Source organism: Cupriavidus sp. DL-D2, assembly GCF_039710735.1.
Taxonomy (GTDB): domain Bacteria; phylum Pseudomonadota; class Gammaproteobacteria; order Burkholderiales; family Burkholderiaceae; genus Cupriavidus.
In genome coordinates this window covers 1-20,922 of record NZ_JBDKXK010000063.1, presented here as the reverse complement: position 1 = coordinate 20,922, position 20,922 = coordinate 1, and the positions used below count along the sequence as shown (strand labels likewise).

The following is a 20,922-nucleotide window of genomic DNA, read 5'->3' as shown; positions in this document are numbered from 1 at the left end:
CAGGTCTCCACGGCTCCGGTTATGGAGCACATGCTGAAATTCGGGAATGCCGCATTATCGCGCACCGCGACCTTGATGCAAGGCAGGGTTCGCCACATGGACCCGGCCGGGGCGCCAAACCGGCCGCCGCGCCCGGCCGCGCCTGCGTTGTCAGCATCTGGTCAGGGCTGACCCGCTATAATGCCGCCCATCCCATTTCACAGGTATTCGGAGAACTCGCATGAGCTTCAACCTCGTTTCCCCGGGCAAGGACCTGCCCAACGATTTCAACGTCATCATCGAGATCTCCGCACAGAGCGATCCCGTGAAGTACGAGGCCGACAAGGAAACCGGGCTGCTGTTCGTGGACCGTTTCATCGGCACCGGCATGCGCTATCCGGCCAACTACGGCTTCATTCCCCAGACCCTGTCCGGTGACGGCGACCCCGTGGACGTGCTGGTGCTGAGCCCGTTCCCGATCCTGGCCGGCGCTGTCGTGCGCTGCCGCGCCCTGGGCATGCTGAAGATGACCGACGAGTCGGGCGTGGACGCCAAGCTCGTGGCCGTGCCTGTGGACAAGCTCTCGCCGGCTACCGCCTTTATGAAGGGCCTGTCGGATGTGCCGCAAAACCTGCTCGACCAGATCAAGCACTTCTTTGAGAACTACAAGGCACTCGAAGCAGGCAAGTGGGTCAAGGTGGAAGGCTGGGCGGGTATCGAGGAAGCCCACAAGGAAATCACCGACGGCGTGGCGAACTTCAAGAAGTAAGCGGCATCTTGTGCGATGCGAACCCCGCTGCGGCGGGGTTTTTTATTGGCCGTCCTGATCCGCGACAACGCGGGGACCCAAGCGTCGGCGTTAGGCTTGCCGCTCCCCACATAAGCCGTCCACGAACGATGTCGTACTCCCAACCCCCTTCCGACCAGTCAGTCATTGTCCGGCCCTCCTCACCCGCGGATGTCCCCTTCCCGAGCTTCGAGCGCTATGACGCCATGGCCATCGCCTTCCACTGGCTGATGTTCCTGCTGATCGCGGTCGCGTACGCGACGATCGAACTGCGCGACTTTGCCGACAAGGGCACGCTCGCGCGCATGGTCCTGATGGAATCGCATAAGTGGTCCGGTGCACTGGTGCTGGTCCTGGCGGTGCCCCGGCTGCTGTGGCGCCTGTTCAATGGCGCGCCCGCGCCGGAACCCGGGCCGCGCTGGGGCCATCGGCTCGCCAGCCTGATGCACGGCGCGTTATACCTGTTCCTGATCGCGCAGCCATTGATCGGCATCGTGATGATGAATGCGGCAGGGCGCATGCTGGTTGTGCCGATCCTGGGCATCGAAATACCTGCCATCGTGGCACCGAGCGAAGCGCTCAACGATGCGGCAGGCGATGCGCACGAACTGATTGGCAATGCGTTCTACCTGATCATCGGCCTGCATGCCATGGCCGCGCTGTTCCGACACTACATGCTGGGCGACAACACGATGCGGCGCATGTCGCGTCGCCGGTAGTCGAGTTTCAGTTCAGTCTGCCTCGGCCTGCCGCGCGAACGGGTTGCGTTCGTTGAGTTCGTCGAGGTAGGCATCCATCCCCTGGCGCTCGCGTTCCAGAAAGCGCTCCACCGCATCGGCGAACGACGGATGCGCCAGCCAGTGCGCCGAGCGCGTGGCCACGGGCAGAAAGCCCCGCGCCATCTTGTGCTCGCCCTGCGCGCCACCCTCGAAGGTACGAATCCCCTCGGCAATACAGAACTCCAGCGGCTGGTAGTACGCGGTCTCGAAGTGCAAGCACGCGTGATGTTCCAGCGCGCCCCAATAGCGGCCATACAGCGTACTCACTGCCGGGTCGGCGTCGTAGACCACCAGGGAGCTGGCAATGTCGTGGCCGTCGCGCTGGGCGATGACTAGCAGCAGGTTTTCCGGCATCGCCTCGCCGATCTTCCGGAAGAAATCCAGGTTCAGGTAAGGCGTGGAATGATGCTCGCGGTACGTCTGCCGATAACATCGGTTGAAGAATTTCCACGCGTCATCGTCGATCTGCACGCCGCGCAACTGGCGGAACGTGATGCCGGCGTCGGCCACACGGCGCCGCTCGGCGCGGATGTTCTTGCGCTTCTTCTGCGACAGCGTGGCCAGGAACGCGTCGAAGCTTTCGTATCCCGGATTGGTCCAGTGGAACTGCACGCCGTGGCGCATCATCAGGCCGGCCTCGTCCATGAGATCGGCTTCATGGTCGGACGGAAACAGGATGTGGAGCGACGACAGCTGGCTCTCTTCGGCCAGCGTCAGCGCAAAACGCAGAAGAATGCGCCGCGCGAGATCGTCCTCGGCCAGCAGGCGGGCGCCGCGCACCGGCGTGAACGGAATGGCCGACAGCAGCTTGGGGTAGTAGGGAATGCCATGCTGGCGATAGGCGTCGGCCCAGGCCCAGTCGAATACGTACTCGCCATAAGAGTGCGACTTGGCATACAGCGGCATCGCAGCCGCCAGCCGGTCTTTGCCTGGCGCCTTGCCATCCGTCACCCAGATCGTCAGGAAGCGCGGCGACCAGCCAGTGTCATCGTCAGCGCTGCCGCTGCCATGCAATGCATGCAGGAAGGCGTGGCGCAGGAACGGCGTGGGTTCGGGTTGCGTGGCGAGCAGGGCATCCCAGTCGGCGGCATCGATCTCGGCAAGGTCCGACACGATTTCCGTGCGGTATTCGGGGCGCGGTTCGGTCATCGGGGCGCGGTCATGAGGGCAGGCGGGAGCAGACAAGGGGACGACGGCAGGGCTGGCCGAGTCTACCGGAATCGCCTGTGTGCTGCAGGCGTAGTCAGCGTGACGCCGACGCCGTCTATGGGCTTGGCGTCGTAGAATGCCTCCATTGCTTCCATCGCGCCTCCCCCTGGGCCCTGACATGACGCACCCGTTCTATAACCTCTATTCCCACGGCTTTGCGCGCGTGGCCGTTGGCGTGCCCGAGTGCCGTGTGGCCGATCCGGCGTTCAATGCCGAGCAGACCATTGCGCTGGCCCGCCAGGCGGCGGACGGCGGCGCCGTGCTGGTGGCGTTCCCCGAACTCGGGCTGCCGGCTTACACCTGCGACGATCTGTTCCACCAGCGCGCACTGCTGCGCGAGTGCGAACTGGCGCTGCAGGCCATCGTCGAGGCATCCACCGGCATCCGCGCCGCGATCATCGTCGGCATGCCTGTGCTGGTGGAGCACCAGTTGTTCAACTGCGCGGTGGTGGTCAACAACGGCGCGGTGCAAGGCGTGGTGCCCAAATCCTACCTGCCGAACTACTGGGAATTCTACGAAGCCCGCCAGTTCAGCCCGGCCGACTGCGCGGCCATCGACACCCTCTCGCTGCTTGGCGCCGAGGTCCCGTTCGGCGCCAACCTGTTGTTCGAGATCGAGAACATTCCGTTCTTCCGTTTCCACGTGGAAATCTGCGAGGACGTCTGGGTGCCAATCCCTCCGTCGTCGTTTGCGGCGCTGGCCGGCGCCACGGTGCTGGTGAACCTGTCGGCATCGAACATCGTGGTGGGAAAGTCGGGCTATCGGCATCAATTGGTGTCGCAGCAGTCGGCGCGCTGCATGGCCGCCTACCTGTACACCTCGGCCGGCAAGGGCGAATCCACCACCGACCTGGCCTGGGACGGTCAGGCACTGATTTGCGAGAACGGCGAACTGCTAGGCGAATCCGAGCGCTTTGCCGACAGTTCGCATCTGCTGTTCGCCGATGTGGACCTGGAGCGGCTCTCGCGCGAGCGCATGCACCAGACCTCGTTCGGCCAGTCGGTGCGCCGGCATCGCGAGGAAGTGGAACAGTTCGACGTGGTCGCGTTCCGCGTGGACCTGCCGGCGGGGACGCTACCGCTGGAGCGTCGCGTCGAGCGGTTCCCGTACGTGCCGGCCGACCCGCGCCGCCGCGACGAGCGCTGCATGGAGGTCTACAACATCCAGGTGCAGGCGCTGGTGCAGCGGCTGTCTTCGAGCAAGATTGCCAAGGTGGTGATTGGCGTATCGGGCGGACTCGATTCCACGCACGCGTTGCTGGTCTGCGCCCGGGCGATGGATCGCCTCGGCCTGCCGCGCGCGAACATCCTGGCCTATACGATGCCGGGCTTTGCCACGAGCGACCGCACGCTGAAGCAGGCGCGCGAGTTGATGGAAGTGGTGGGCTGCACCGCGCGCGAAATCGATATCCGGCCGAGCTGCATGGCGATGCTCAAGGATCTGGATCACCCCTATGCACGCGGCGAGCCGGTGTTCGACGTGACCTTCGAGAACGTGCAGGCTGGCGAGCGCACCAACCACCTGTTCCGGCTGGCCAACCACAACGGCGCCATCGTGATCGGCACGGGCGACCTCAGCGAACTGGCGCTGGGCTGGTGCACGTACGGCGTGGGCGATCACATGTCGCACTACAACGTCAACGCGAGCGTGCCCAAGACGCTGATCAGCCACCTGGTGCGCTGGGTGGCCGATACTGGTCAGGTCATCGACAGCGGCAAGGAGGTGCTGATGGCGGTGCTCGACACGGACATCAGCCCCGAACTGGTGCCGAGCGGTGCGGCAGCGGGCGGTCTGGACAAGGCGCCCGAGCAGAAGACCGAGCAGATCATCGGGCCGTACGAGCTGCAGGATTTCAACCTTTACTACACGCTGCGCTACGGTTATTCGCCGTCGAAAGTGGCCTTTCTTGCGCTTCATGCATGGAGCGACGTGGAGCGCGGCGCGTGGCCCAATGGCCCGCATGTGGCCCGCAACAGCTATCAACTCCCGGAAATCAAGCGCATCCTCGGCATCTTCGTCGATCGGTTCTTCCGCACCAGCCAGTTCAAGCGCTCGTGTGTGCCGAATGCACCGAAGGTTGGTTCGGGCGGCTCGCTGTCGCCACGTGGCGACTGGCGTGCGCCCAGCGATGGGGAGTCGGCGGTGTGGATGCGTGATCTGGCGCGGATTCCCGATCAAGCCGATTGACCCGTTTGAGGGGGCTCATCGAGTCCCCGTCTGGCATAAGGATTGCGGACAATGTGGGGGTGCCCGCAATCCGCATGTGGTGTTTCGGGCTAGAATCTGACATCTTCCGACATCAGAGACACAGAGGCCAGCCATGAAGCAGATTACCGCCATCATCAAACCGTTCAAGCTCGACGAAGTGCGCGAAGCGCTGGCAGATGTGGGTGTGACGGGCCTGACGGTGACCGAGGTGAAGGGCTTCGGCCGCCAGAAGGGTCATACTGAACTGTATCGCGGCGCCGAATACGTGGTGGACTTCCTCCCGAAGATCAAGATCGAAGTGGTCGTGGCCGAGAACCAGTTGGACACCGTGCTCGACGCCATCGTCAAGGCCGCCCACACCGGCAAGATCGGCGACGGCAAGATCTTCGTGACCGAAATCGAACGCGTGATCCGGATTCGCACGGGCGAACAGGATGAAGCAGCTGTTTGAGCGGTTGTTGGGTTTGAGTTGAGAAAAAGCCGGCGAATGCCGGCTTTTTTGTTGGCGTTTTTTGAATCTACCTATTGTTGGATTCCCCTCTCCCGCTGTGCGGGAGAGGGGAGAAAAACAGTGGTACGCCGATTTCAACTCGGCAACTTCCACTTGAACTGCACCGACAGCAGCCGCATGCTCACCGTCACCAGTGCCCCCGCCAGCAGCGCCACTTCCTGCCCGGTGCGCAGCCACGTCAGGCCCACGTACACCCAGCAGCCAAAGAACGAGCAGGTCGCGTAAGGCGAGCGGTCACGCAGGATCATCGGTACTTCGTTGCAGAGTACGTCGCGCACTACGCCGCCGAACACGGCCGAAATGATGCCCATCATGACGGCCACCGTCGGCGTCATCTGGGCCACCAGCGCCAGGGAAGTGCCCGTGACCGAGAACAGTCCCAGGCCGATGGCATCGGCTACCAGCATCGTGCGGTCGGACGCCACGCTGCTGACCACGCGGAACACGATGGCCGCGCCGATCGACATCGCAAAGATCAGCAGCACGTAGTATTCATGCTCGACCCAGTAGAACGGGCGCCGATCCAGCAGCACGTCGCGCAGGGTGCCGCCGCCGAACGCCGTGGCAAAGGCGACGATAAAGGTGCCCACGGCATCCATCCGCTGCCTGCGTGCATCGACCACGCCAGACACGGCAAACGCGAGCACACCGATGACCTCCATCACATGCAGGATCAGCGGCAGCCGCCCCATCAGCAGATCGAACGGCAGGTGCATGGGCGTCAGGGTTTGGGTTGGCGCAGCAGTACCATCAATGCGCCGGCGCCACCCTGGGACTCGCGCGCCTGGACGAAGGCGATCACTTCCTCTTTCTGCACGAGCCAGCTGCGCACCTTGCCCTTGAGCACGGGCAGCTTGTCGGGCGAGCCGATGCCCTTGCCGTGGATCACGCGCACGCAGCGCACGCCGTTACGCACCGAGCGGCGCAGAAAGTTGGCCAGTGCCTCGCGCGCCTCGTCGCTGCGCAGGCCATGCAGGTCCACTTTGTCCTGCGGCACCCACTCGCCGCGTCGCAGCTTCTTGATCACGTCTTCGCCAATGCCGGGACGGCGAAACGACATGGTCTCGTCGATATCGAGCAGGTTCTCGACATCGAACTCGTCGGACAGCGATGCTTCGAGCACGGCCTTGTCGTTGAGCTGGCTTTGGACCGGAATGGGGGCGGGGGCTTTGCGGGGCGTCGGCACATGGTTGCGGTCGCGCAGCGTGCTGACCTGGCCGACGTTGGCGCGGAAGACGTTGGCTTCTTCGGCAGCGCGCTGTGCGGCGGCCTCGGCGGCCAGCCGCTCGGCTTCGCGCCGTTCGGCTTCCACCTTCAGGTTGTCTCGCAGGGCGGCCAGATCGTTCAGGCCGAACCGCTTCGGGGGAGTCTTGGCGCCTTGTGGCATGGGAAAATCTCCAGATACGCGCGTCGATTATAAGGAAAACGGGGACGGCCGCGGCTAGGCGGACGTCCCCGTTTTCCTGTCCCCGGCGTCCGGGGTCGGACAAATTTACTTCAGCGCTTCAACGTAACGCTGCGCGTCGAGCGCGGCCATGCAGCCCGTGCCCGCGCTGGTGATGGCCTGGCGATACACATGATCCTGCACGTCGCCGGCGGCAAACACGCCCGGGATGTTCGTAGCGGTAGCGTCGCCCGACAGGCCGCTCTTGGTCACGATGTAGCCGTTTTTCATCTCGAGCTGGTCCACGAAGAGATCGGTGTTCGGCTTGTGGCCGATCGCCACGAACAGGCCGGCGAGCTTCAGGTCTTCCGTCTTCGTCGTGTCCTTGGTGCTGCGGATGCGCAGGCCGGTCACGCCCGAGTTGTCGCCCAGCACTTCGTCCAGCGTGTGGTCGTAGCGCAGTTCCACGCGGCCTTCCTTCACGCGTTGCAGCAGGCGGTCCACCAGGATCGGCTCGGCACGGAACTTGTCGCGGCGGTGGATCACGGTCACCTTGCTGGCGATGTGCGACAGGTAGAGCGCTTCCTCGACAGCGGTATTGCCGCCGCCGATCACGGCCACTTCCTGGTTCTTGTAGAAGAAGCCATCGCAGGTGGCGCAGGCCGACACGCCGCGGCCCATGAAACTTTCTTCGGACGGCAGGCCCAGATACTGTGCCGAGGCGCCCGTGGCGATGATCAGCGCATCGCAGGTGTACTCGCCGGAATCGCCAATCAGGCGGATGGGCTTCTCGGTCAGCTTGGCCGTGTGGATGTGATCGAAAATGATTTCGGTGTTGAAGCGCTCGGCGTGCGCCAGGAAACGCTGCATCAAGTCCGGTCCCTGGACGCCGTTAGCATCGGCGGGCCAGTTTTCCACGTCGGTCGTGGTCATCAGCTGGCCGCCCTGGGCCAGGCCGGTGATCAGCACCGGGTTCAGGTTGGCGCGGGCCGCGTAGACGGCGGCGGTATAACCAGCCGGGCCGGACCCGAGAATCAGCACTTTTGCGTGTTTTGCGGACATGATGCGTTCCTGTAGGCAGCAGATGAGCCGGTGCGATGGTCGCACCGGTGTCATCGGAAACCGCCATTATAAGTGGCACGGCGTTTGCCGACTGTTGCAAATTCCAATGAGTGCGATAGTGCCGGCCAAGGGTAAAATGGCCGCCATCCTCCACTCCGAGCGATCGACTGAAACCTGAGGCATGGCGCGCGCAACCACGACTACCCGAACCGACCCGTCGGCACTTCCCTCGCGAATCGGCAAGCTGCTGGGCGAGGTACGCTGGTTCCTGCTGCTCGCCGTGACCCTTGGCTTCGTCTGCGTTCTGGCGAGCTACAGCAAGGCCGATCCCGGCTGGTCGCATGCCAGCCAGGTGGCGGATATCCACAACCTCGGCGGCCGTGTGGGCGCCTGGGTGGCCGATGTGCTGTTCTTCATTTTCGGTTTCTCGGCTTACTGGTGGAGCGTGCTGCTGATGCGCCGCTGCTGGCGCGGCTGGCGTGTGCTGACCGCCGAACTGCCCGAGCGCCTGCCCGAACCGCAGCAGCACAGCACCGCCGTGAGCTGGATCGGCTTTGCACTGACACTCGTTTCCAGCATGGGCCTGGAAGCCATCCGCATGTATCCGCTGCGCTCGGCCTTGCCGCGCGCGCCGGGCGGCGTACTGGGCGACCTGCTCGGCGGCTGGCTGCAACTCGCGCTGGGCTTCTCCGGCGCCACGCTGCTGCTGTTGCTGATGTTTGCGATCGGCCTGTCGCTGTTCTTCCATTTCTCATGGATCGCCGTGGCAGAGCAGGTCGGCGCGTTCGTCGAAACGGGCTTCGCCGGCTTCAAGGCGCGTCGTGAAAACAAGCAGGACCGCATCATCGGTGCCGCCGCCAAGGTGGAACGTACCGAGACGGTGGAAGTGCAACGCGTGAAGCAGGAAGAAGCCGCACCGGTGCAGATCGTGCGTCCGCAGGCCGTGCCCAAGCACGAACGTGTGGAGCGCGAGAAGCAGCAGCCGCTGTTCGCCGATATCCAGGATACGGACCTGCCGCCGCTGTCGCTGCTCGATCCGATTCCTACGCAGCAGGAAACCGTCAGCGCCGAGACGCTGGAATACACGTCACGGCTGATCGAGAAGAAGCTCAAGGACTTTGGCGTCGAGGTCAAGGTCGTGGCCGCCTATCCGGGTCCGGTCATCACGCGCTACGAAATCGAGCCGGCCACGGGCGTGAAGGGCAGTCAGGTGGTGAACCTGGCGCGCGATCTGGCGCGGAGCCTGTCGCTGGTGTCGATCCGCGTGGTTGAGACGATTCCCGGCAAGAACTACATGGGTCTGGAACTGCCGAATCCGAAGCGCCAGACTGTGCGGCTTTCGGAAATCCTCGGTTCGCAGGTCTACAACGAGAGCGTGTCGAGCCTGACCATGGCGCTCGGCAAGGATATCGCCGGCAAGCCGATGGTGGCCGACCTCGCCAAGATGCCGCACTGCATGGTGGCCGGCACCACGGGTTCGGGCAAGTCGGTGGGCATCAACGCGATGATCCTGTCGCTGCTCTACAAGGCGCGCGCGGATCAGGTCCGCCTGATCCTGATCGACCCCAAGATGCTCGAAATGAGCGTCTACGAAGGAATTCCGCATCTGCTGTGCCCGGTGGTGACCGACATGCGCCAGGCCGGCAATGCGCTGAACTGGGCCGTGGGCGAGATGGAGCGCCGCTACAAGCTCATGAGCAAGCTCGGCGTGCGCAACCTGGCCGGCTACAACAAGAAGATCGACGAGGCTGCGGCCAAGGAAGAGAAGATTCCGAACCCGTTCAGCCTGACGCCGGACGCACCGGAGCCGCTCGACAAGCTGCCGACCATCGTCATCGTCATCGACGAACTGGCCGACCTGATGATGGTGGTGGGCAAGAAGGTCGAAGAACTGATTGCGCGGATTGCCCAGAAGGCGCGTGCCGCAGGGTTGCACCTCGTGCTGGCCACGCAGCGTCCGTCCGTGGATGTGATCACCGGTCTGATCAAGGCCAACGTGCCGACCCGCATCGCGTTCCAGGTCAGCAGCAAGATCGATTCGCGCACGATCCTGGACCAGCAGGGCGCCGAAGCGCTGCTGGGCATGGGTGACATGCTTTATCTGGCGCCGGGCACGGGCATGCCGGTGCGGGTGCACGGCGCGTTTGTCTCGGACGATGAAGTCCACCGCGTGGTCGAGAAGCTCAAGGAAGGTGGCGAGGCCAACTACATCGAGGGCATTCTCGAAGGCGGGCTGGTCGACGGCGATGGGGCTGGCGACAGCCTCGGTGGCGGCGCCGGTATCGGCAGCAGCGGCGGCGAGGCCGACCCGCTCTACGACCAGGCCGTGGAAGTGGTGGTCAAGAACCGCCGCGCTTCGATCTCGCTCGTGCAGCGTCATCTGCGCATCGGCTACAACCGTGCGGCGCGTCTGCTGGAAGACATGGAGAAGGCCGGCCTGGTCTCGGCCATGTCGGGCAACGGCAATCGCGACATCCTGGTGCCGGCTGGCGCCGGGGCCGCCAGCGACGACTGAGCGCCTCCCCTCTGCCATGTGACGGGTAATATACCGTTACGCCGGTCACAGCCTGTCGCGGAATTGCCGTTCCGCATTAGGCTCTAACCGTCATTCGCGACTCATAAAGGATTGGATTCATGCGAACTCGCATCCTCGCGCCGCTGTGCGCGTCGCTGGCGTTGCTGGCGGCTGTGCCTGCCGCCCAGGCCGCTGCTACCGACCAGTTGCAGACCTTCGTGACCACGGTGAAGTCCGCACGCGGCGAATTCACGCAAAAGCAGATCAAGGGGCAGGGCGCCGACACCAAGGTGGCTGGTACCTCCAGCGGCACGTTCGCCTTTGCGCGGCCTGGCAAGTTCACGTGGCGCTATACCAAGCCCTATGATCAACTTCTGCAGGCCGATGGCCAGACGCTGTACATCTACGACAAAGACCTGAATCAGGTCACCGAGCGCAAGCTCGATGGCGCGCTGGGATCGAGCCCGGCGGCCATCCTGTTCGGCAGCAACGATCTGGGCAAGAACTTCGACGTGAAGAATGGCGCCACGCGTGACGGCGTGGAGTGGCTTGACCTGACGCCGAAGGCGAAGGACACGCAGTTCGAGCGGATCGCCATTGGCTTCAAGGGCGGTAATCTGGAGGCGATGGAATTGCGCGATGCGTTCGGCAACACGACGATGCTGACGTTCACGGGCATCCAGAAGAATCCACCGCTGCCTGCGGACGCGTTCCGCTTCACGGTGCCGAAGGGCGCCGACGTGATGAAGCAATAAGCGCATCTGGCGAATCAACGCCGCGCCAAGGACACCATCGATGAAAGACGCCCCCGCTTTCCTGTATTCCTGCCGCACGTTCGTGGCATCCGGCAGTGCCGTGGCCGCCGCACTGGTGCTGGCCGGCTGCGCAACCAGCCATGCCAGCCGGTTCGACGTGGACGCCTTCCTGCGCGGCTCGGATACCGCGCTGCCCGAAGTGCTCGCCAATAGCGACTTCCTCCAGGCCACGCGCATTGCACCGACGGAATGCGCCGCGCTGCTGCAATCTCCCGACAGGGGAGCATTGGAAGACCTGCCCGCCGCCAGCCTGGCGCGCGGACCGGCCTGGGTGTTTCACCCGAAGGGAACGCCGGACAAAGTCTGGCTGATCGTGGGTCAGACGGGGGGAGAGCGCAGCTGCCACGGCCCGCTGCCGGCCGATGCAGTGAAGACACTGACCGAACGGGCGCGCGGCTGATTGCTGCTGGTGATGCGGAGGGGATCTACCCCGCCAGTGATTCGCGCGCGTAGCGCTGGCGCGGTTTCGGCAGTGCCTGCAGTTTCTCGCGGCGGATACGGATCGCTTCCTCGTCGCCGCGCTTGATGGCGGCGCGCAGTTTCAGCACCGCTTTCCGATACTGCTTCTTCTTGCGTACGCGGGTGGTGATGGCCATGGCAGTGATGTCCTCCTGTCATGCCGGCGCCAAATGCCGGCTGCCTGCCATGGTAAAGGATGACAAGGCGGGGTGGCGCGCCGGTTTCCGCATTCGAAAGAATTCAGATCGCCTTGCCATCCCGCTCATGCGGCGGCGCAGCATCGGTGCGCCGCCCGCCATGCGGCAGGTTGCATCAGGTCAGGAAGCGCCGGTTGTCGTTCTCGGAGTATCGCGGCTCGATCTTGCGGAACGTGAGTTTGGTGCTGCTCTTGAGCTTGCGCCCCGCCGTCTTTTTCTGAAGCTGGCGATGCACGGCCCGGATGTGGCCTACGGAGTCCTGCGCGTAGGGTTTGCCGTCAGTGGCACCCGCCAGTCCGCCTCCTGCCGCCAGCGCTTCATTGTGAGCGGCGGCTGATTTTGCGATCAGTACATCGAGATACTGCCTCGCGCGCACGGCGGCGTTGAGGTGGCCGTCGGCGGGGTTCTGCTTGGCGCGCACCGCGTCCTGCGGCAGTTTCACATTGCCCGCCACGCGACGCAGGGCGGCGCGCAGTTCGGCGCCATCCATGGTGGCTTCCTGCACGATCCAGATGGCGTCGTGTCGAATCCAGCCTTCCACATCGGCCATGCGTTTAAGCAGCGCTGCCGGGAGCAGGCGTCCACCGTGGCGGCGGGTGCGGCGGATGGCGGACAGGCCAATGCGGCGCACATGCGGATTCTCGTGCTCGAACAGGTCCTCGATGACCCGGTCGGCGTCTTCCTGCGATTCGATCAATTCCGTGAACTGGCCGGCCAGCGACACCTCATCCACGGCGTTGAGCTTGTTCTTGTTAGCCAGCCGGTTCAGCTTGAACATCAGCATGCGGTAGCGCAGCATACAAATCCTCGAAGTTCGAAAACAATGTCCTGCGGTGAGCCGCCGGTCGTGCCGGCGCCGAGTCTGCCCGTGTGGCGTGAAACGCGGGCCATTGGGTGCTATCGGCACATTGCAAGCAAACCTTTAGGCGGGCTTCAGGAAAAAGTGCGCGGCACGGGATGGTCTACACTGTGGCGTTCCGCGCCGCTTCGGCGGCCGCATCTACTGAAAGGCTTTCGCATCGTGGCGGATTCGCTGTTCTCCGACCCCCCTGAACGTTCCCGGCAACCGCTCGCGGAGCGTCTGCGCCCGCGCAATATCGACGAAGTCATCGGCCAGCAGCACCTGCTGGGCGCCGGCAAGCCACTGCGCGTGGCCTTTGAATCGGGCGAGCCGCATTCGATGATCCTGTGGGGGCCGCCCGGCGTAGGCAAGACCACGCTGGCGCGGCTGATGGCCAATGCGTTCGATGCCGAGTTCATCGCGTTGTCGGCGGTGCTGTCGGGCGTGAAAGATATCCGCGAAGCCGTGGAGCGCGCCGAGCAATACCGCGCGCACGGCCGGCGCACACTGGTGTTCGTCGATGAGGTGCACCGCTTCAACAAGAGCCAGCAGGATGCTTTCCTGCCTCATGTGGAAAGCGGGCTGTTCGTGTTCATCGGCGCCACCACCGAGAACCCGTCGTTCGAGGTCAACGGCGCATTGCTGTCGCGTGCGGCGGTGTACGTGCTCAAGAGCCTTGATGAAACCGAGTTGCGCCAATTGGTGCTGCGTGCGAGCGAAGAACTCGGTGGCGTGGCCTGGGACGACGAGGCCATGACGCTGATCGTCGGATCGGCCGATGGCGATGGCCGCAAGCTGCTCAACAACATCGAGATCGTGGTGCGCGCCGCGCGCAATGCCGGTGCGCAGTTGGTGGATACGGCGCTGCTGGGCAGTGCGCTGGCCGAGAACCTGCGGCGCTTCGACAAGGGCGGCGACGCGTTCTACGACCAGATCAGCGCGCTGCACAAGTCCGTGCGCGGCTCCGATCCCGATGGCGCGCTGTACTGGTTCTGCCGGATGATCGACGGCGGCGCAGATCCACGCTATCTGGCGCGCCGCATTGTGCGGATGGCGTGGGAAGACATCGGACTGGCCGATCCGCGCGCGGCCCGCATCACGCTTGATGCAGCGGAAACCTACGAGCGACTGGGCTCGCCCGAGGGCGAACTGGCGCTGGGCCAGGCGCTGATCTATCTGGCCGTGGCGCCGAAGTCCAACGCGGGCTACAACGCCTATAACGCGGTACGCGCATTCGTCGCCAAGGATAAATCGCGACCGGTGCCCGTGCATCTGCGCAATGCGCCGACCAAGCTGATGAAGGAACTCGGCTACGGTCACGCGTATCGCTATGCGCATGACGAGCCCGAAGCCTATGCCGCCGGCGAGCACTACCTGCCTGACGACCTGCGGCGCCAGGACTGGTATCAGCCCACCCCGCGCGGGCTGGAGGGCAAGATCGGCGACAAATTGCGGCACCTGCGCGATCTCGATGCGGCCTGGCATCGGGAGCAGAAGGGCGCAAGGAACCCCTCGGAAAGCGGCGACAAAGACTGAGGGTGCGGCGCCATATGGCGCTCGCCCGAGAACAACGGGACGAAAACCCGGCAGATTCGGCGCGTGCGGCCATGTGGGTGCAGTAAAATGTCGCGTTCCGCCGGCATGTCGCCGGTACTGCACACCGACCCGCAACATGCTCGACATCCAGCTGTTCCGCAAAGACATCGACGCCGTGGCCCAACGCCTTGCCACGCGCGGATTCCAACTCGACATTGCAACGTTCCAGGCCCTGGAGGCCGAACGCAAGCAACTGCAGACCCAGACCGAAGACCTGCAGGCGCGCCGTAACGCGCTGTCCAAGCAGATCGGCATGCTCAAGGGCAAAGGCGAAGACGCCTCGGCCCCGATGGCCGAAGTGGCTGGCATTGCCGACACGCTGAAGTCTTCGGCCGAGCGTCTGGGCCAGATCCAGGGCCAGCTCAACGACGCCATGATGTCGATTCCGAACCTGCCGGACGCCAGCGTCCCCGTGGGCAAGGACGAGACCCAGAACGTGGAAGTGCGCCGCGTCGGCACGCCGCGCACGTTCGATTTCGAGGTGAAGGACCACGTCGATGTCGGCGCGCAACTGGGCCTGGATTTCGAGACCGCTTCGAAGGTGACCGGTTCGCGCTTCACCTTCCTGCGTGGCGGTATCGCCCGCATGCACCGCGCGCTGGTGCAGCTGATGGTCGATACGCATACGCTGGAGCACGGCTACACCGAGATGTACGTGCCCTACATCGTCAATGCTGCGTCGATGCGCGGCACGGGCCAACTGCCGAAGTTCGAAGACGATCTGTTCAAGGTGCCGCGCAAGGTGGGTGGCGAGGACGGTCAGGACACGATCGAGAATTTCTATCTGATCCCGACCGCCGAAGTGCCGCTGACCAATATGGTCCGCGATGCCATCGTCGCGGCCGAGAAACTGCCGCTGCGTTTCGTGGCGCATACCCCGTGCTTCCGCTCCGAAGCTGGCTCGTATGGCAAGGATACGCGCGGCATGATCCGCCAGCACCAGTTCGACAAGGTCGAGATGGTTCAGGTCGTGTCGGCAGACCAGTCGATGGACGCGCTGGAACAGATGACCGGCCACGCCGAAGCCATCCTCAAGAAGCTGGACCTGCCGTTCCGCACCGTGGTGCTGTGCACGGGCGACATGGGTTTCGGCAGTACCAAGACCTACGATATCGAAGTGTGGATTCCCGCGCAGAACACGTACCGCGAAATCAGCTCGTGCTCGAACATGGGCGACTTCCAGGCGCGCCGCATGCAGGCCCGCTCGCGCGCCGCGCAAGGCAAGCCGGAACTCGTGCATACGCTGAACGGCTCGGGCCTGGCCGTGGGCCGCACGCTCGTGGCGATTCTCGAAAACTACCAGAACGCCGATGGTTCGCTGACTGTGCCGAAGGCGCTGCAACCCTACATGGGTGGCACCGAGCGACTGGAACCGGAAGCCTAAAAAATTGCAGGAAGGGGCTTGCGCAATTCGTAGCAATGTCCCTATAATCTTGGCTTCGCTGCTGAAACGCAACGACCCAGTTACCGGAGAGGTGGCAGAGTGGTCGAATGTACCTGACTCGAAATCAGGCGTACCGGCGACGGTACCGTGGGTTCGAATCCCACCCTCTCCGCCAAAACAAGAAGCTGCCGACGTATTCGACCACCGGCAAGCAACAAAAGTAGTAAATCTCAAACCGACGCCTGTGCAAGCACGCGTCGGTTTTGTTTTTGGGCGATTGATTTTTACTGTGGTTTTGCTCCCCTCTCCCGCCTTGCGGGAGAGGGGAGCAAAAAACAAGGGTTACTCGGACGCCTTTGCCACCACCGGCAACCTCGACACCAGCAACTGGTCGATCTTGTGATGGTCGATGTCGAGCACTTCGAAGCGGTAGCCGGCCACGGTGATCGATTCCGATTTCTTCGGGATGCGTTTCAGCGCGTAGATGACCAGGCCTGCTGCGGTGTCGACATAGTCGTCGCCGGGCAGCGTTTCCAGTTCCAGCGCCTTCTTCAGGTCCACCAGCGGCGTGAGGCCATCCACGAGCCATGACGAGTCGTCGCGGCGCACGATCTGTTCGTCTTCGTTCGTGTAAAGGATGTCGCCCATCAGCGCGCCGACGCTGTCGTCCAGCGTGACGATTCCCACCACCAGTCCATATTCGTTCATCACGATCGCGAAGTTCTCGTGCATCTCGCGGAAGCGCGTCAGCGATTCGGATAGCGTCAGTGTGTCTGGAATCACGAGCACGTTCTTGTCGTAGTGCTTGCCGATATCGTCGAGCACGGCGGCGCTTTCGTTGGCCAGCAGCAGTTGCAGGATGGCCTTGGAGTCCATGAAACCGAGCACGTCGTCGATGCTCTTGCCGCAGACCGGATACTGGCCGTGCGGTTGCTTGACCAGCTTGCGGCGGATGCTGTCGGCGGATTCGTCGAGCGTCAGGAAGACCACGTCGTCACGCGGCGTCATGATTGCGGTGATCGGCTTCGAGTCCAGTTCGAATACGTTCTCGATCAGGTGCAGTTCATGCTTGTGCAGCACGCCGGCCTCGGCACCGGCATCGACCATTGCGGCGATGTCTTCCGTGGTGATCTGGTCCACGGGCTTGGTGGGAATGCCGAGCAGGCGCAGCATGGCGTCGGCAGCGGCATTGAAGACCCACACTACGGGCTTGAAGATCCGCAGCAGCATCAGCATCGGGCCGATGACCTGCACCGCGCAGGCTTCGGGGAATGTCATCGCGATGCGTTTCGGAATCAGGTCGGCGAACTGGATGAAGAGCAGCGTCACCACCAGGAACGAGCCGATATTGGCCACGCGTTGCGCGACCCCGGCATCCATATAGCTCAGCAGGAGTTCGTAGAGCAGGTCCGAGACGTGCTTTTCGCCGAGGATACCGGCCAGGATCGCCACGCTGTTCACGCCGATCTGCACGATCGTGAAGAAGTTGCCGGGCTCTTCCTTGAGCAGCAACACCTTGGTGGCACGGCGATCGCCGCGTTCGGAGAGGACTTGGAGTTTGGTGCGCCGGGCCGCGGTCAGGGCGATCTCGGAGATCGAGAAGAACGCGCTCGCCAGCACAAGAAGGATCAGGGTCAGGACGAACATAAGGTTTCACGCGCCGGTAGGGGCATGTCGATGATGGTGCCCCACGCCGGGGCTGTCAATTGTCTGCTCACTCGTCAAATCGAATCGATCGTCAGCGTCCCGGCGGATCAAAGTGGACCAACGATGCTGCCAGCCGATCGTCGAGCGTGGCGGCGAGCGCCCCAGCCGCAGCCGTGAACTGCGCGTGCATATCGTCGACGAGGCTCGACGCGCCGCGATGGCTCGCGCGCAGCATCTGGATCTCGAAGCCTAGTTCGGGCTGCACATCGTGCAGCGTCACGTGATCTGGGTTGGCGCTCAGCGCGGTGTACTGGTCGAGCAATGTCAGGCCGAGTCCGGCATCGACCAGCGCCAGCGCGAGCGAATAGGTTTGTACTTCCAGCGTGGAGTGTGGTTCCAGCGCATGGCGTGCCAATGTCTGTCGGACTAGCAGGCCGAGCGAACTGTCGTCGTCATAGCCGATGAACGGTCGCTCCATGACCTTGCGGATCGGCACCACGCCGCGCCGGCCCGCAGGCAACGGCTGCTCGCGCGGCACGGCCAGCAGCATGCGTCCGGTGGCGACGGGTTGGCTCGTAATCGCTTCGTGCAGCGGTGGGGAAAACGCGAATCCCACATCGATCTGGTTGGCGAGCAGCGCCGCGACGATCTCGTTCGTATGGTGCGTCAGCACCTGTACCTGCGTTTCGGGGTGTCGCGCGCAGAAGCGTCGCACGGCGGGGACTAGCAGCGGATTGGCCAGGCTAGGCGTCGCGGCCACGCGCAGGCGTCCCGCGCCCTTGTGCCGCAGGCTTTCGGAAACGCGCCGTACGCGCTCGATCTCGCCATATAGCCTTTCGACATCGCCATACAACGCCACGGCTTCGGGAGTCGGCTGGAGCCTGCCGCGTTGCCGATCGAACAGACGAAAGCCCAGCGACGCCTCGGCGTGCTGTAGCACGCGCGTGACGACGGGTTGGGAGACATGGAGCAGGCGGGCGGCTTCGCTGACGGTGCCTGTCAGCATCACCGCGCGGAAGACTTCGATCTGGCGCAGGCGCATCGTTGTGGTGCCAAGTGGTGACCGCCATGGTGCGTAGGCGGAAGGCGCAATGGTGCTTTGCACTACAGGGTAGACCCGTGGTGCGCACCTATAGCTTGAGGACATATTCTGGCACGTATTGGCATTGGGCAAGCGGCCGCGTGTGTTCTACGCTCTGGCCCATCGTTTTGATGGAAAGCAGGTGCAGAGTGCGAATCGCAATCGTGGGCGCAGGTGTGGTGGGCATGACCACGGCATGGCGACTGGCCAATGACGGGCATGAGGTGACGGTGGTGGAACGGCACACCGGGCCGGGCGAGGAAACCAGCTTCGCCAACGGTGGCCAGCTCAGCTACAGCTACGTGGCGCCGCTTGCCGGCCCTGGCGTGCTGTCGAAGGTGCCGGGGTGGCTGCTGGACCGCGATTCGCCGATGCGTTTCCGTCCGTCGATGGACCCGGATCAATGGCGCTGGCTGATGGCGTTTGTACGGGCTTGCAATGCATCGACCAGCGAGGCCACGACGCGCAAGCTGCTGCGCCTGGCGTTCTATTCGCGGGATCTGATGCAGGCGTTCGTGGAACGGCCCGATGCCCGCGAGGAGGGTGGCGGTTTCGATTTTGCGCGGCGCGGCAAGCTTGTGGTGCATCGCGATACCGCCGCCTACGAGTCGGCTTGCCGGCTGCTCGATTACCAAGCCAGCCTGGGATGCGAACAGCAGGCGCTGGATCGTACGGCCACGGTGGCGCTGGAGCCGGCGTTGGCCGGTATTCAGGAAGATATCGCCGGTGCGATCTACACGCCGAGCGAGGAAGTGGGCGATTGTCATCGTTTTTGCGTATCGCTGGCCCATCTGTTGCAAGGCAATCCTGCCGTGACGCTGCGCTTCGGCACGCGGGTGACCGAATTGATGCGTCAGGGTGACCGGGTAACGGGCCTGCGCACCGATCAGGGCGAGATTGCAGCGGATGCCGTCATCGTGTCGGGCGGCATCGGCAGCGTGCCATTGCTGCGTCCGGCGGGTGTCCGGCCGATGCTGTGGCCGCTGAAGGGTTACAGCATCACGGTGCCGATCGCCGATGGCGTGCAGGCTCCGCATATCAGCGTGACGGACTTCGCCAACAAGATCGTCTATGCGCGCATCGGCAACACGCTGCGCGTGGCAGGGATGGCCGATATCGTGCGCGGCGGTGCAGTAATCGATCGCGAGCGCGCGCAGACGCTGGTGTCGCAGACGCGCGCGGTGTTCGGCAATGTGGCGAACGGCGCGGACCTCGACGGCCTGCAGCCATGGGCCGGATTGCGGCCTGCCACGCCAACGGGTTTGCCGATGGTTGGCGAATCTCGGTTACGCGGGCTGTGGCTGAACCTCGGTCACGGCGCATTGGGTTTCACGCTGGCCATGGGCAGCGCGGGTCTGCTGGCGGATCAGTTGGCAGGGCGCCGCCCGGCCATCGATGTGGAAGATTTCAGTGCAGCGGCCGCCTAGCAGGAGCGGGTGGGCGCAACACGGGTTGTACTGAGAATGTGAAGAAGTCGTGAGTGGTAGTGAGATTGCCTCGTCGTGCCATTAAACCAAGCCCCTTGAAGGAGCGAATCATGAAGTCACTGTCTGTCCGTCAATTCCCCGTCCACCGCCTGCTGGCTGCGGCCGTCCTGCTCGGTGCCGCCGCTGGCGCCCATGCCGCCGATGGCGATACGCTCAAGAAGATCAAGGACAGCAACACGATTTCGCTGGGCTATCGCGAATCGTCGATTCCTTTTTCGTATTCCGATGGCAAGGAAGTCATGGGCTATTCGCATGACTACCTGCTGGCTATCGTCGACAAGGTCAAGTCGACGCTGAACATGCCGAACCTGCAGGTCAAGATGACGCCGATCACGTCGCAGAACCGCATTCCGCTGATGCAGAACGGTACGCTCGACATCGAATGCGGCAGCACCACGAACAATACCGAGCGTCAGAAGCAGGTGGCCTTCTCGAACAGCCTGTTCATCTACGGCATCCGCATGCTGACGAAGAAGGATTCGGGCGTGAGCGACTTCCCTGACCTCAAGGGCAAGAACGTGGTCACCACGGCCGGCACCACCGGCGAGCGCCTGCTGGTCAAGATGAACGGCGAGGGCTACAACATGAACCTCACCAGCGCCAAGGACCACGGCCAGGCGTTCCTGATCCTGGAAACGGGTCGCGCCGCAGCATTCGTGATGGACGAGCCGCTGCTGTACGGCGAACGTACCAAGGCCAAGAATGCAGGTGAGTGGGTTGTGGCCGGCACGCCGCTGCAGACCGAAAACTACGCCTGCATGTTCCGCAAGGACGACGCCCAGTTCAAGAAGCTCGTGGATGATGTGGTGGCCGACATCCAGAAGAGCGGCCGCGCCGAGAAGATGTACACCAAGTGGTTCCTGCAACCGATCCCGCCGCGCAACATCAACATGAACTACGCGCTGTCGCCGGAAATGAAGCAGCTGTTTGCCGCGCCGAACGACAAGGCGTTTCAGTAAGACACGGGCGCTACCCGTCGT

The 20,922-nt window shown here is 63.6% G+C and carries 19 protein-coding genes and 1 tRNA gene; 12 read left to right on the top strand and 8 right to left on the bottom strand.

Annotated features, from left to right (window positions below):
- The first annotated feature begins 220 nt into the window (after positions 1-220).
- A complete protein-coding gene (ppa, locus tag ABDB81_RS24940; RefSeq protein ID WP_137926675.1) occupies positions 221-748 on the top strand; it encodes an inorganic diphosphatase in 528 nt (175 codons plus the stop codon).
- Between the two features lie 128 nt (positions 749-876).
- Entirely contained in the window at positions 877-1,485 is a 609-nt protein-coding gene (locus ABDB81_RS24935) for a cytochrome b (protein ID WP_137926674.1), read from the top strand.
- A 12-nt stretch (positions 1,486-1,497) separates the two neighbouring features.
- Here ABDB81_RS24935 and ABDB81_RS24930 read toward each other — a convergent pair whose 3' ends face one another.
- Positions 1,498-2,694, bottom strand: a complete 1,197-nt coding sequence (locus ABDB81_RS24930; RefSeq protein ID WP_137926673.1) for a GNAT family N-acetyltransferase — start codon at positions 2,692-2,694, stop codon at positions 1,498-1,500.
- Positions 2,695-2,872: 178 nt separating this feature from the next.
- Here ABDB81_RS24930 and ABDB81_RS24925 point away from each other — a divergent pair, with 178 nt between their 5' ends.
- Both ABDB81_RS24925 and glnK read left to right on the top strand, forming a co-directional pair.
- A complete protein-coding gene (locus ABDB81_RS24925; protein ID WP_346813888.1) occupies positions 2,873-4,942 on the top strand; it encodes an NAD(+) synthase in 2,070 nt (689 codons plus the stop codon).
- Positions 4,943-5,075: 133 nt separating this feature from the next.
- Positions 5,076-5,414 (top strand): P-II family nitrogen regulator, encoded by a 339-nt coding sequence (gene glnK / locus ABDB81_RS24920; protein WP_006162803.1) that lies wholly within the window; start codon positions 5,076-5,078, stop codon positions 5,412-5,414.
- Between the two features lie 134 nt (positions 5,415-5,548).
- Here the strand turns inward: glnK and ABDB81_RS24915 are convergent, their stop codons facing one another.
- From ABDB81_RS24915 to trxB, 3 genes are all read right to left on the bottom strand, one after another.
- On the bottom strand, positions 5,549-6,190 hold the full coding sequence (locus ABDB81_RS24915; protein WP_137926671.1) for a trimeric intracellular cation channel family protein: 642 nt from the start codon (positions 6,188-6,190) through the stop codon (positions 5,549-5,551).
- A gap of 5 nt (positions 6,191-6,195) precedes the next feature.
- Entirely contained in the window at positions 6,196-6,861 is a 666-nt protein-coding gene (locus ABDB81_RS24910) for a Smr/MutS family protein (protein WP_137926670.1), read from the bottom strand.
- A gap of 105 nt (positions 6,862-6,966) precedes the next feature.
- Positions 6,967-7,920 carry a thioredoxin-disulfide reductase gene (gene trxB, locus ABDB81_RS24905; protein ID WP_137926669.1) on the bottom strand — a complete coding sequence of 318 codons (954 nt, stop codon included), beginning with the start codon at positions 7,918-7,920 and terminating at the stop codon, positions 6,967-6,969.
- A gap of 181 nt (positions 7,921-8,101) precedes the next feature.
- On the opposite strand from trxB, the gene ABDB81_RS24900 reads away from it, so the two are divergent.
- The 3 genes from ABDB81_RS24900 (at position 8,102) to ABDB81_RS24890 (ending at position 11,650) form a co-directional block, all read left to right on the top strand.
- Positions 8,102-10,435: a DNA translocase FtsK gene (locus ABDB81_RS24900; RefSeq protein WP_160471633.1), complete on the top strand. Its 2,334-nt coding sequence runs from the start codon at positions 8,102-8,104 to the stop codon at positions 10,433-10,435.
- Between the two features lie 119 nt (positions 10,436-10,554).
- Positions 10,555-11,190, top strand: coding sequence for an outer membrane lipoprotein chaperone LolA (gene lolA, locus ABDB81_RS24895; protein ID WP_160471635.1), 636 nt, complete (start codon positions 10,555-10,557; stop codon positions 11,188-11,190).
- 40 nt (positions 11,191-11,230) lie between these two features.
- Positions 11,231-11,650, top strand: coding sequence for a hypothetical protein (locus ABDB81_RS24890; protein ID WP_137926666.1), 420 nt, complete (start codon positions 11,231-11,233; stop codon positions 11,648-11,650).
- Between the two features lie 25 nt (positions 11,651-11,675).
- On the opposite strand, the gene ABDB81_RS24885 is transcribed toward ABDB81_RS24890, so the two are convergent.
- Together ABDB81_RS24885 and ABDB81_RS24880 are read right to left on the bottom strand one after the other, a co-directional pair.
- A complete protein-coding gene (locus ABDB81_RS24885) occupies positions 11,676-11,846 on the bottom strand; it encodes a hypothetical protein (RefSeq protein WP_171020460.1) in 171 nt (56 codons plus the stop codon).
- A 175-nt stretch (positions 11,847-12,021) separates the two neighbouring features.
- Positions 12,022-12,705 (bottom strand): hypothetical protein, encoded by a 684-nt coding sequence (locus ABDB81_RS24880; protein WP_137926665.1) that lies wholly within the window; start codon positions 12,703-12,705, stop codon positions 12,022-12,024.
- 222 nt (positions 12,706-12,927) lie between these two features.
- On the opposite strand from ABDB81_RS24880, the gene ABDB81_RS24875 reads away from it, so the two are divergent.
- The 3 genes from ABDB81_RS24875 (at position 12,928) to ABDB81_RS24865 (ending at position 15,902) form a co-directional block, all read left to right on the top strand.
- Entirely contained in the window at positions 12,928-14,283 is a 1,356-nt protein-coding gene (locus ABDB81_RS24875) for a replication-associated recombination protein A (protein WP_137926664.1), read from the top strand.
- A gap of 136 nt (positions 14,284-14,419) precedes the next feature.
- Complete coding sequence (serS, locus tag ABDB81_RS24870; protein WP_346813887.1) at positions 14,420-15,727, top strand: serine--tRNA ligase; 1,308 nt, start codon at positions 14,420-14,422, stop codon at positions 15,725-15,727.
- An 85-nt stretch (positions 15,728-15,812) separates the two neighbouring features.
- Positions 15,813-15,902, top strand: a tRNA-Ser gene (locus ABDB81_RS24865).
- A gap of 167 nt (positions 15,903-16,069) precedes the next feature.
- On the opposite strand, the gene ABDB81_RS24860 is transcribed toward ABDB81_RS24865, so the two are convergent.
- Together ABDB81_RS24860 and ABDB81_RS24855 are read right to left on the bottom strand one after the other, a co-directional pair.
- Positions 16,070-17,374: a hemolysin family protein gene (locus ABDB81_RS24860; protein ID WP_137926662.1), complete on the bottom strand. Its 1,305-nt coding sequence runs from the start codon at positions 17,372-17,374 to the stop codon at positions 16,070-16,072.
- A gap of 91 nt (positions 17,375-17,465) precedes the next feature.
- The gene (locus tag ABDB81_RS24855; RefSeq protein ID WP_137926661.1) at positions 17,466-18,416 is read right to left on the bottom strand and encodes a LysR family transcriptional regulator; all 951 of its coding nucleotides are present in this window, start codon (positions 18,414-18,416) and stop codon (positions 17,466-17,468) included.
- Between the two features lie 188 nt (positions 18,417-18,604).
- On the opposite strand from ABDB81_RS24855, the gene ABDB81_RS24850 reads away from it, so the two are divergent.
- Together ABDB81_RS24850 and ABDB81_RS24845 are read left to right on the top strand one after the other, a co-directional pair.
- Positions 18,605-19,882 (top strand): D-amino acid dehydrogenase, encoded by a 1,278-nt coding sequence (locus ABDB81_RS24850; RefSeq protein WP_346813886.1) that lies wholly within the window; start codon positions 18,605-18,607, stop codon positions 19,880-19,882.
- 110 nt (positions 19,883-19,992) lie between these two features.
- Positions 19,993-20,901: a glutamate/aspartate ABC transporter substrate-binding protein gene (locus ABDB81_RS24845; RefSeq protein ID WP_346813885.1), complete on the top strand. Its 909-nt coding sequence runs from the start codon at positions 19,993-19,995 to the stop codon at positions 20,899-20,901.
- Positions 20,902-20,922: the final 21 nt, after the last annotated feature.

What these genes read in the sequence shown, in the direction of transcription:
- ABDB81_RS24885 (WP_171020460.1), bottom strand. Translation starts at nt 11,846, where the DNA reads ATGGCCATCACCACCCGCGTACGCAAGAAGAAGCAGTATCGGAAAGCG.
- ABDB81_RS24845 (WP_346813885.1), top strand. Translation starts at nt 19,993, where the DNA reads ATGAAGTCACTGTCTGTCCGTCAATTCCCCGTCCACCGCCTGCTGGCT.
- ABDB81_RS24860 (WP_137926662.1), bottom strand. Translation starts at nt 17,374, where the DNA reads ATGTTCGTCCTGACCCTGATCCTTCTTGTGCTGGCGAGCGCGTTCTTC.
- ABDB81_RS24910 (WP_137926670.1), bottom strand. Translation starts at nt 6,861, where the DNA reads ATGCCACAAGGCGCCAAGACTCCCCCGAAGCGGTTCGGCCTGAACGAT.
- ABDB81_RS24890 (WP_137926666.1), top strand. Translation starts at nt 11,231, where the DNA reads ATGAAAGACGCCCCCGCTTTCCTGTATTCCTGCCGCACGTTCGTGGCA.
- serS (WP_346813887.1), top strand. Translation starts at nt 14,420, where the DNA reads ATGCTCGACATCCAGCTGTTCCGCAAAGACATCGACGCCGTGGCCCAA.
- ABDB81_RS24925 (WP_346813888.1), top strand. Translation starts at nt 2,873, where the DNA reads ATGACGCACCCGTTCTATAACCTCTATTCCCACGGCTTTGCGCGCGTG.
- ppa (WP_137926675.1), top strand. Translation starts at nt 221, where the DNA reads ATGAGCTTCAACCTCGTTTCCCCGGGCAAGGACCTGCCCAACGATTTC.
- lolA (WP_160471635.1), top strand. Translation starts at nt 10,555, where the DNA reads ATGCGAACTCGCATCCTCGCGCCGCTGTGCGCGTCGCTGGCGTTGCTG.
- ABDB81_RS24855 (WP_137926661.1), bottom strand. Translation starts at nt 18,416, where the DNA reads ATGCGCCTGCGCCAGATCGAAGTCTTCCGCGCGGTGATGCTGACAGGC.
- glnK (WP_006162803.1), top strand. Translation starts at nt 5,076, where the DNA reads ATGAAGCAGATTACCGCCATCATCAAACCGTTCAAGCTCGACGAAGTG.
- ABDB81_RS24915 (WP_137926671.1), bottom strand. Translation starts at nt 6,190, where the DNA reads ATGCACCTGCCGTTCGATCTGCTGATGGGGCGGCTGCCGCTGATCCTG.
- trxB (WP_137926669.1), bottom strand. Translation starts at nt 7,920, where the DNA reads ATGTCCGCAAAACACGCAAAAGTGCTGATTCTCGGGTCCGGCCCGGCT.
- ABDB81_RS24900 (WP_160471633.1), top strand. Translation starts at nt 8,102, where the DNA reads ATGGCGCGCGCAACCACGACTACCCGAACCGACCCGTCGGCACTTCCC.
- ABDB81_RS24930 (WP_137926673.1), bottom strand. Translation starts at nt 2,694, where the DNA reads ATGACCGAACCGCGCCCCGAATACCGCACGGAAATCGTGTCGGACCTT.
- ABDB81_RS24880 (WP_137926665.1), bottom strand. Translation starts at nt 12,705, where the DNA reads ATGCTGCGCTACCGCATGCTGATGTTCAAGCTGAACCGGCTGGCTAAC.
- ABDB81_RS24935 (WP_137926674.1), top strand. Translation starts at nt 877, where the DNA reads ATGTCGTACTCCCAACCCCCTTCCGACCAGTCAGTCATTGTCCGGCCC.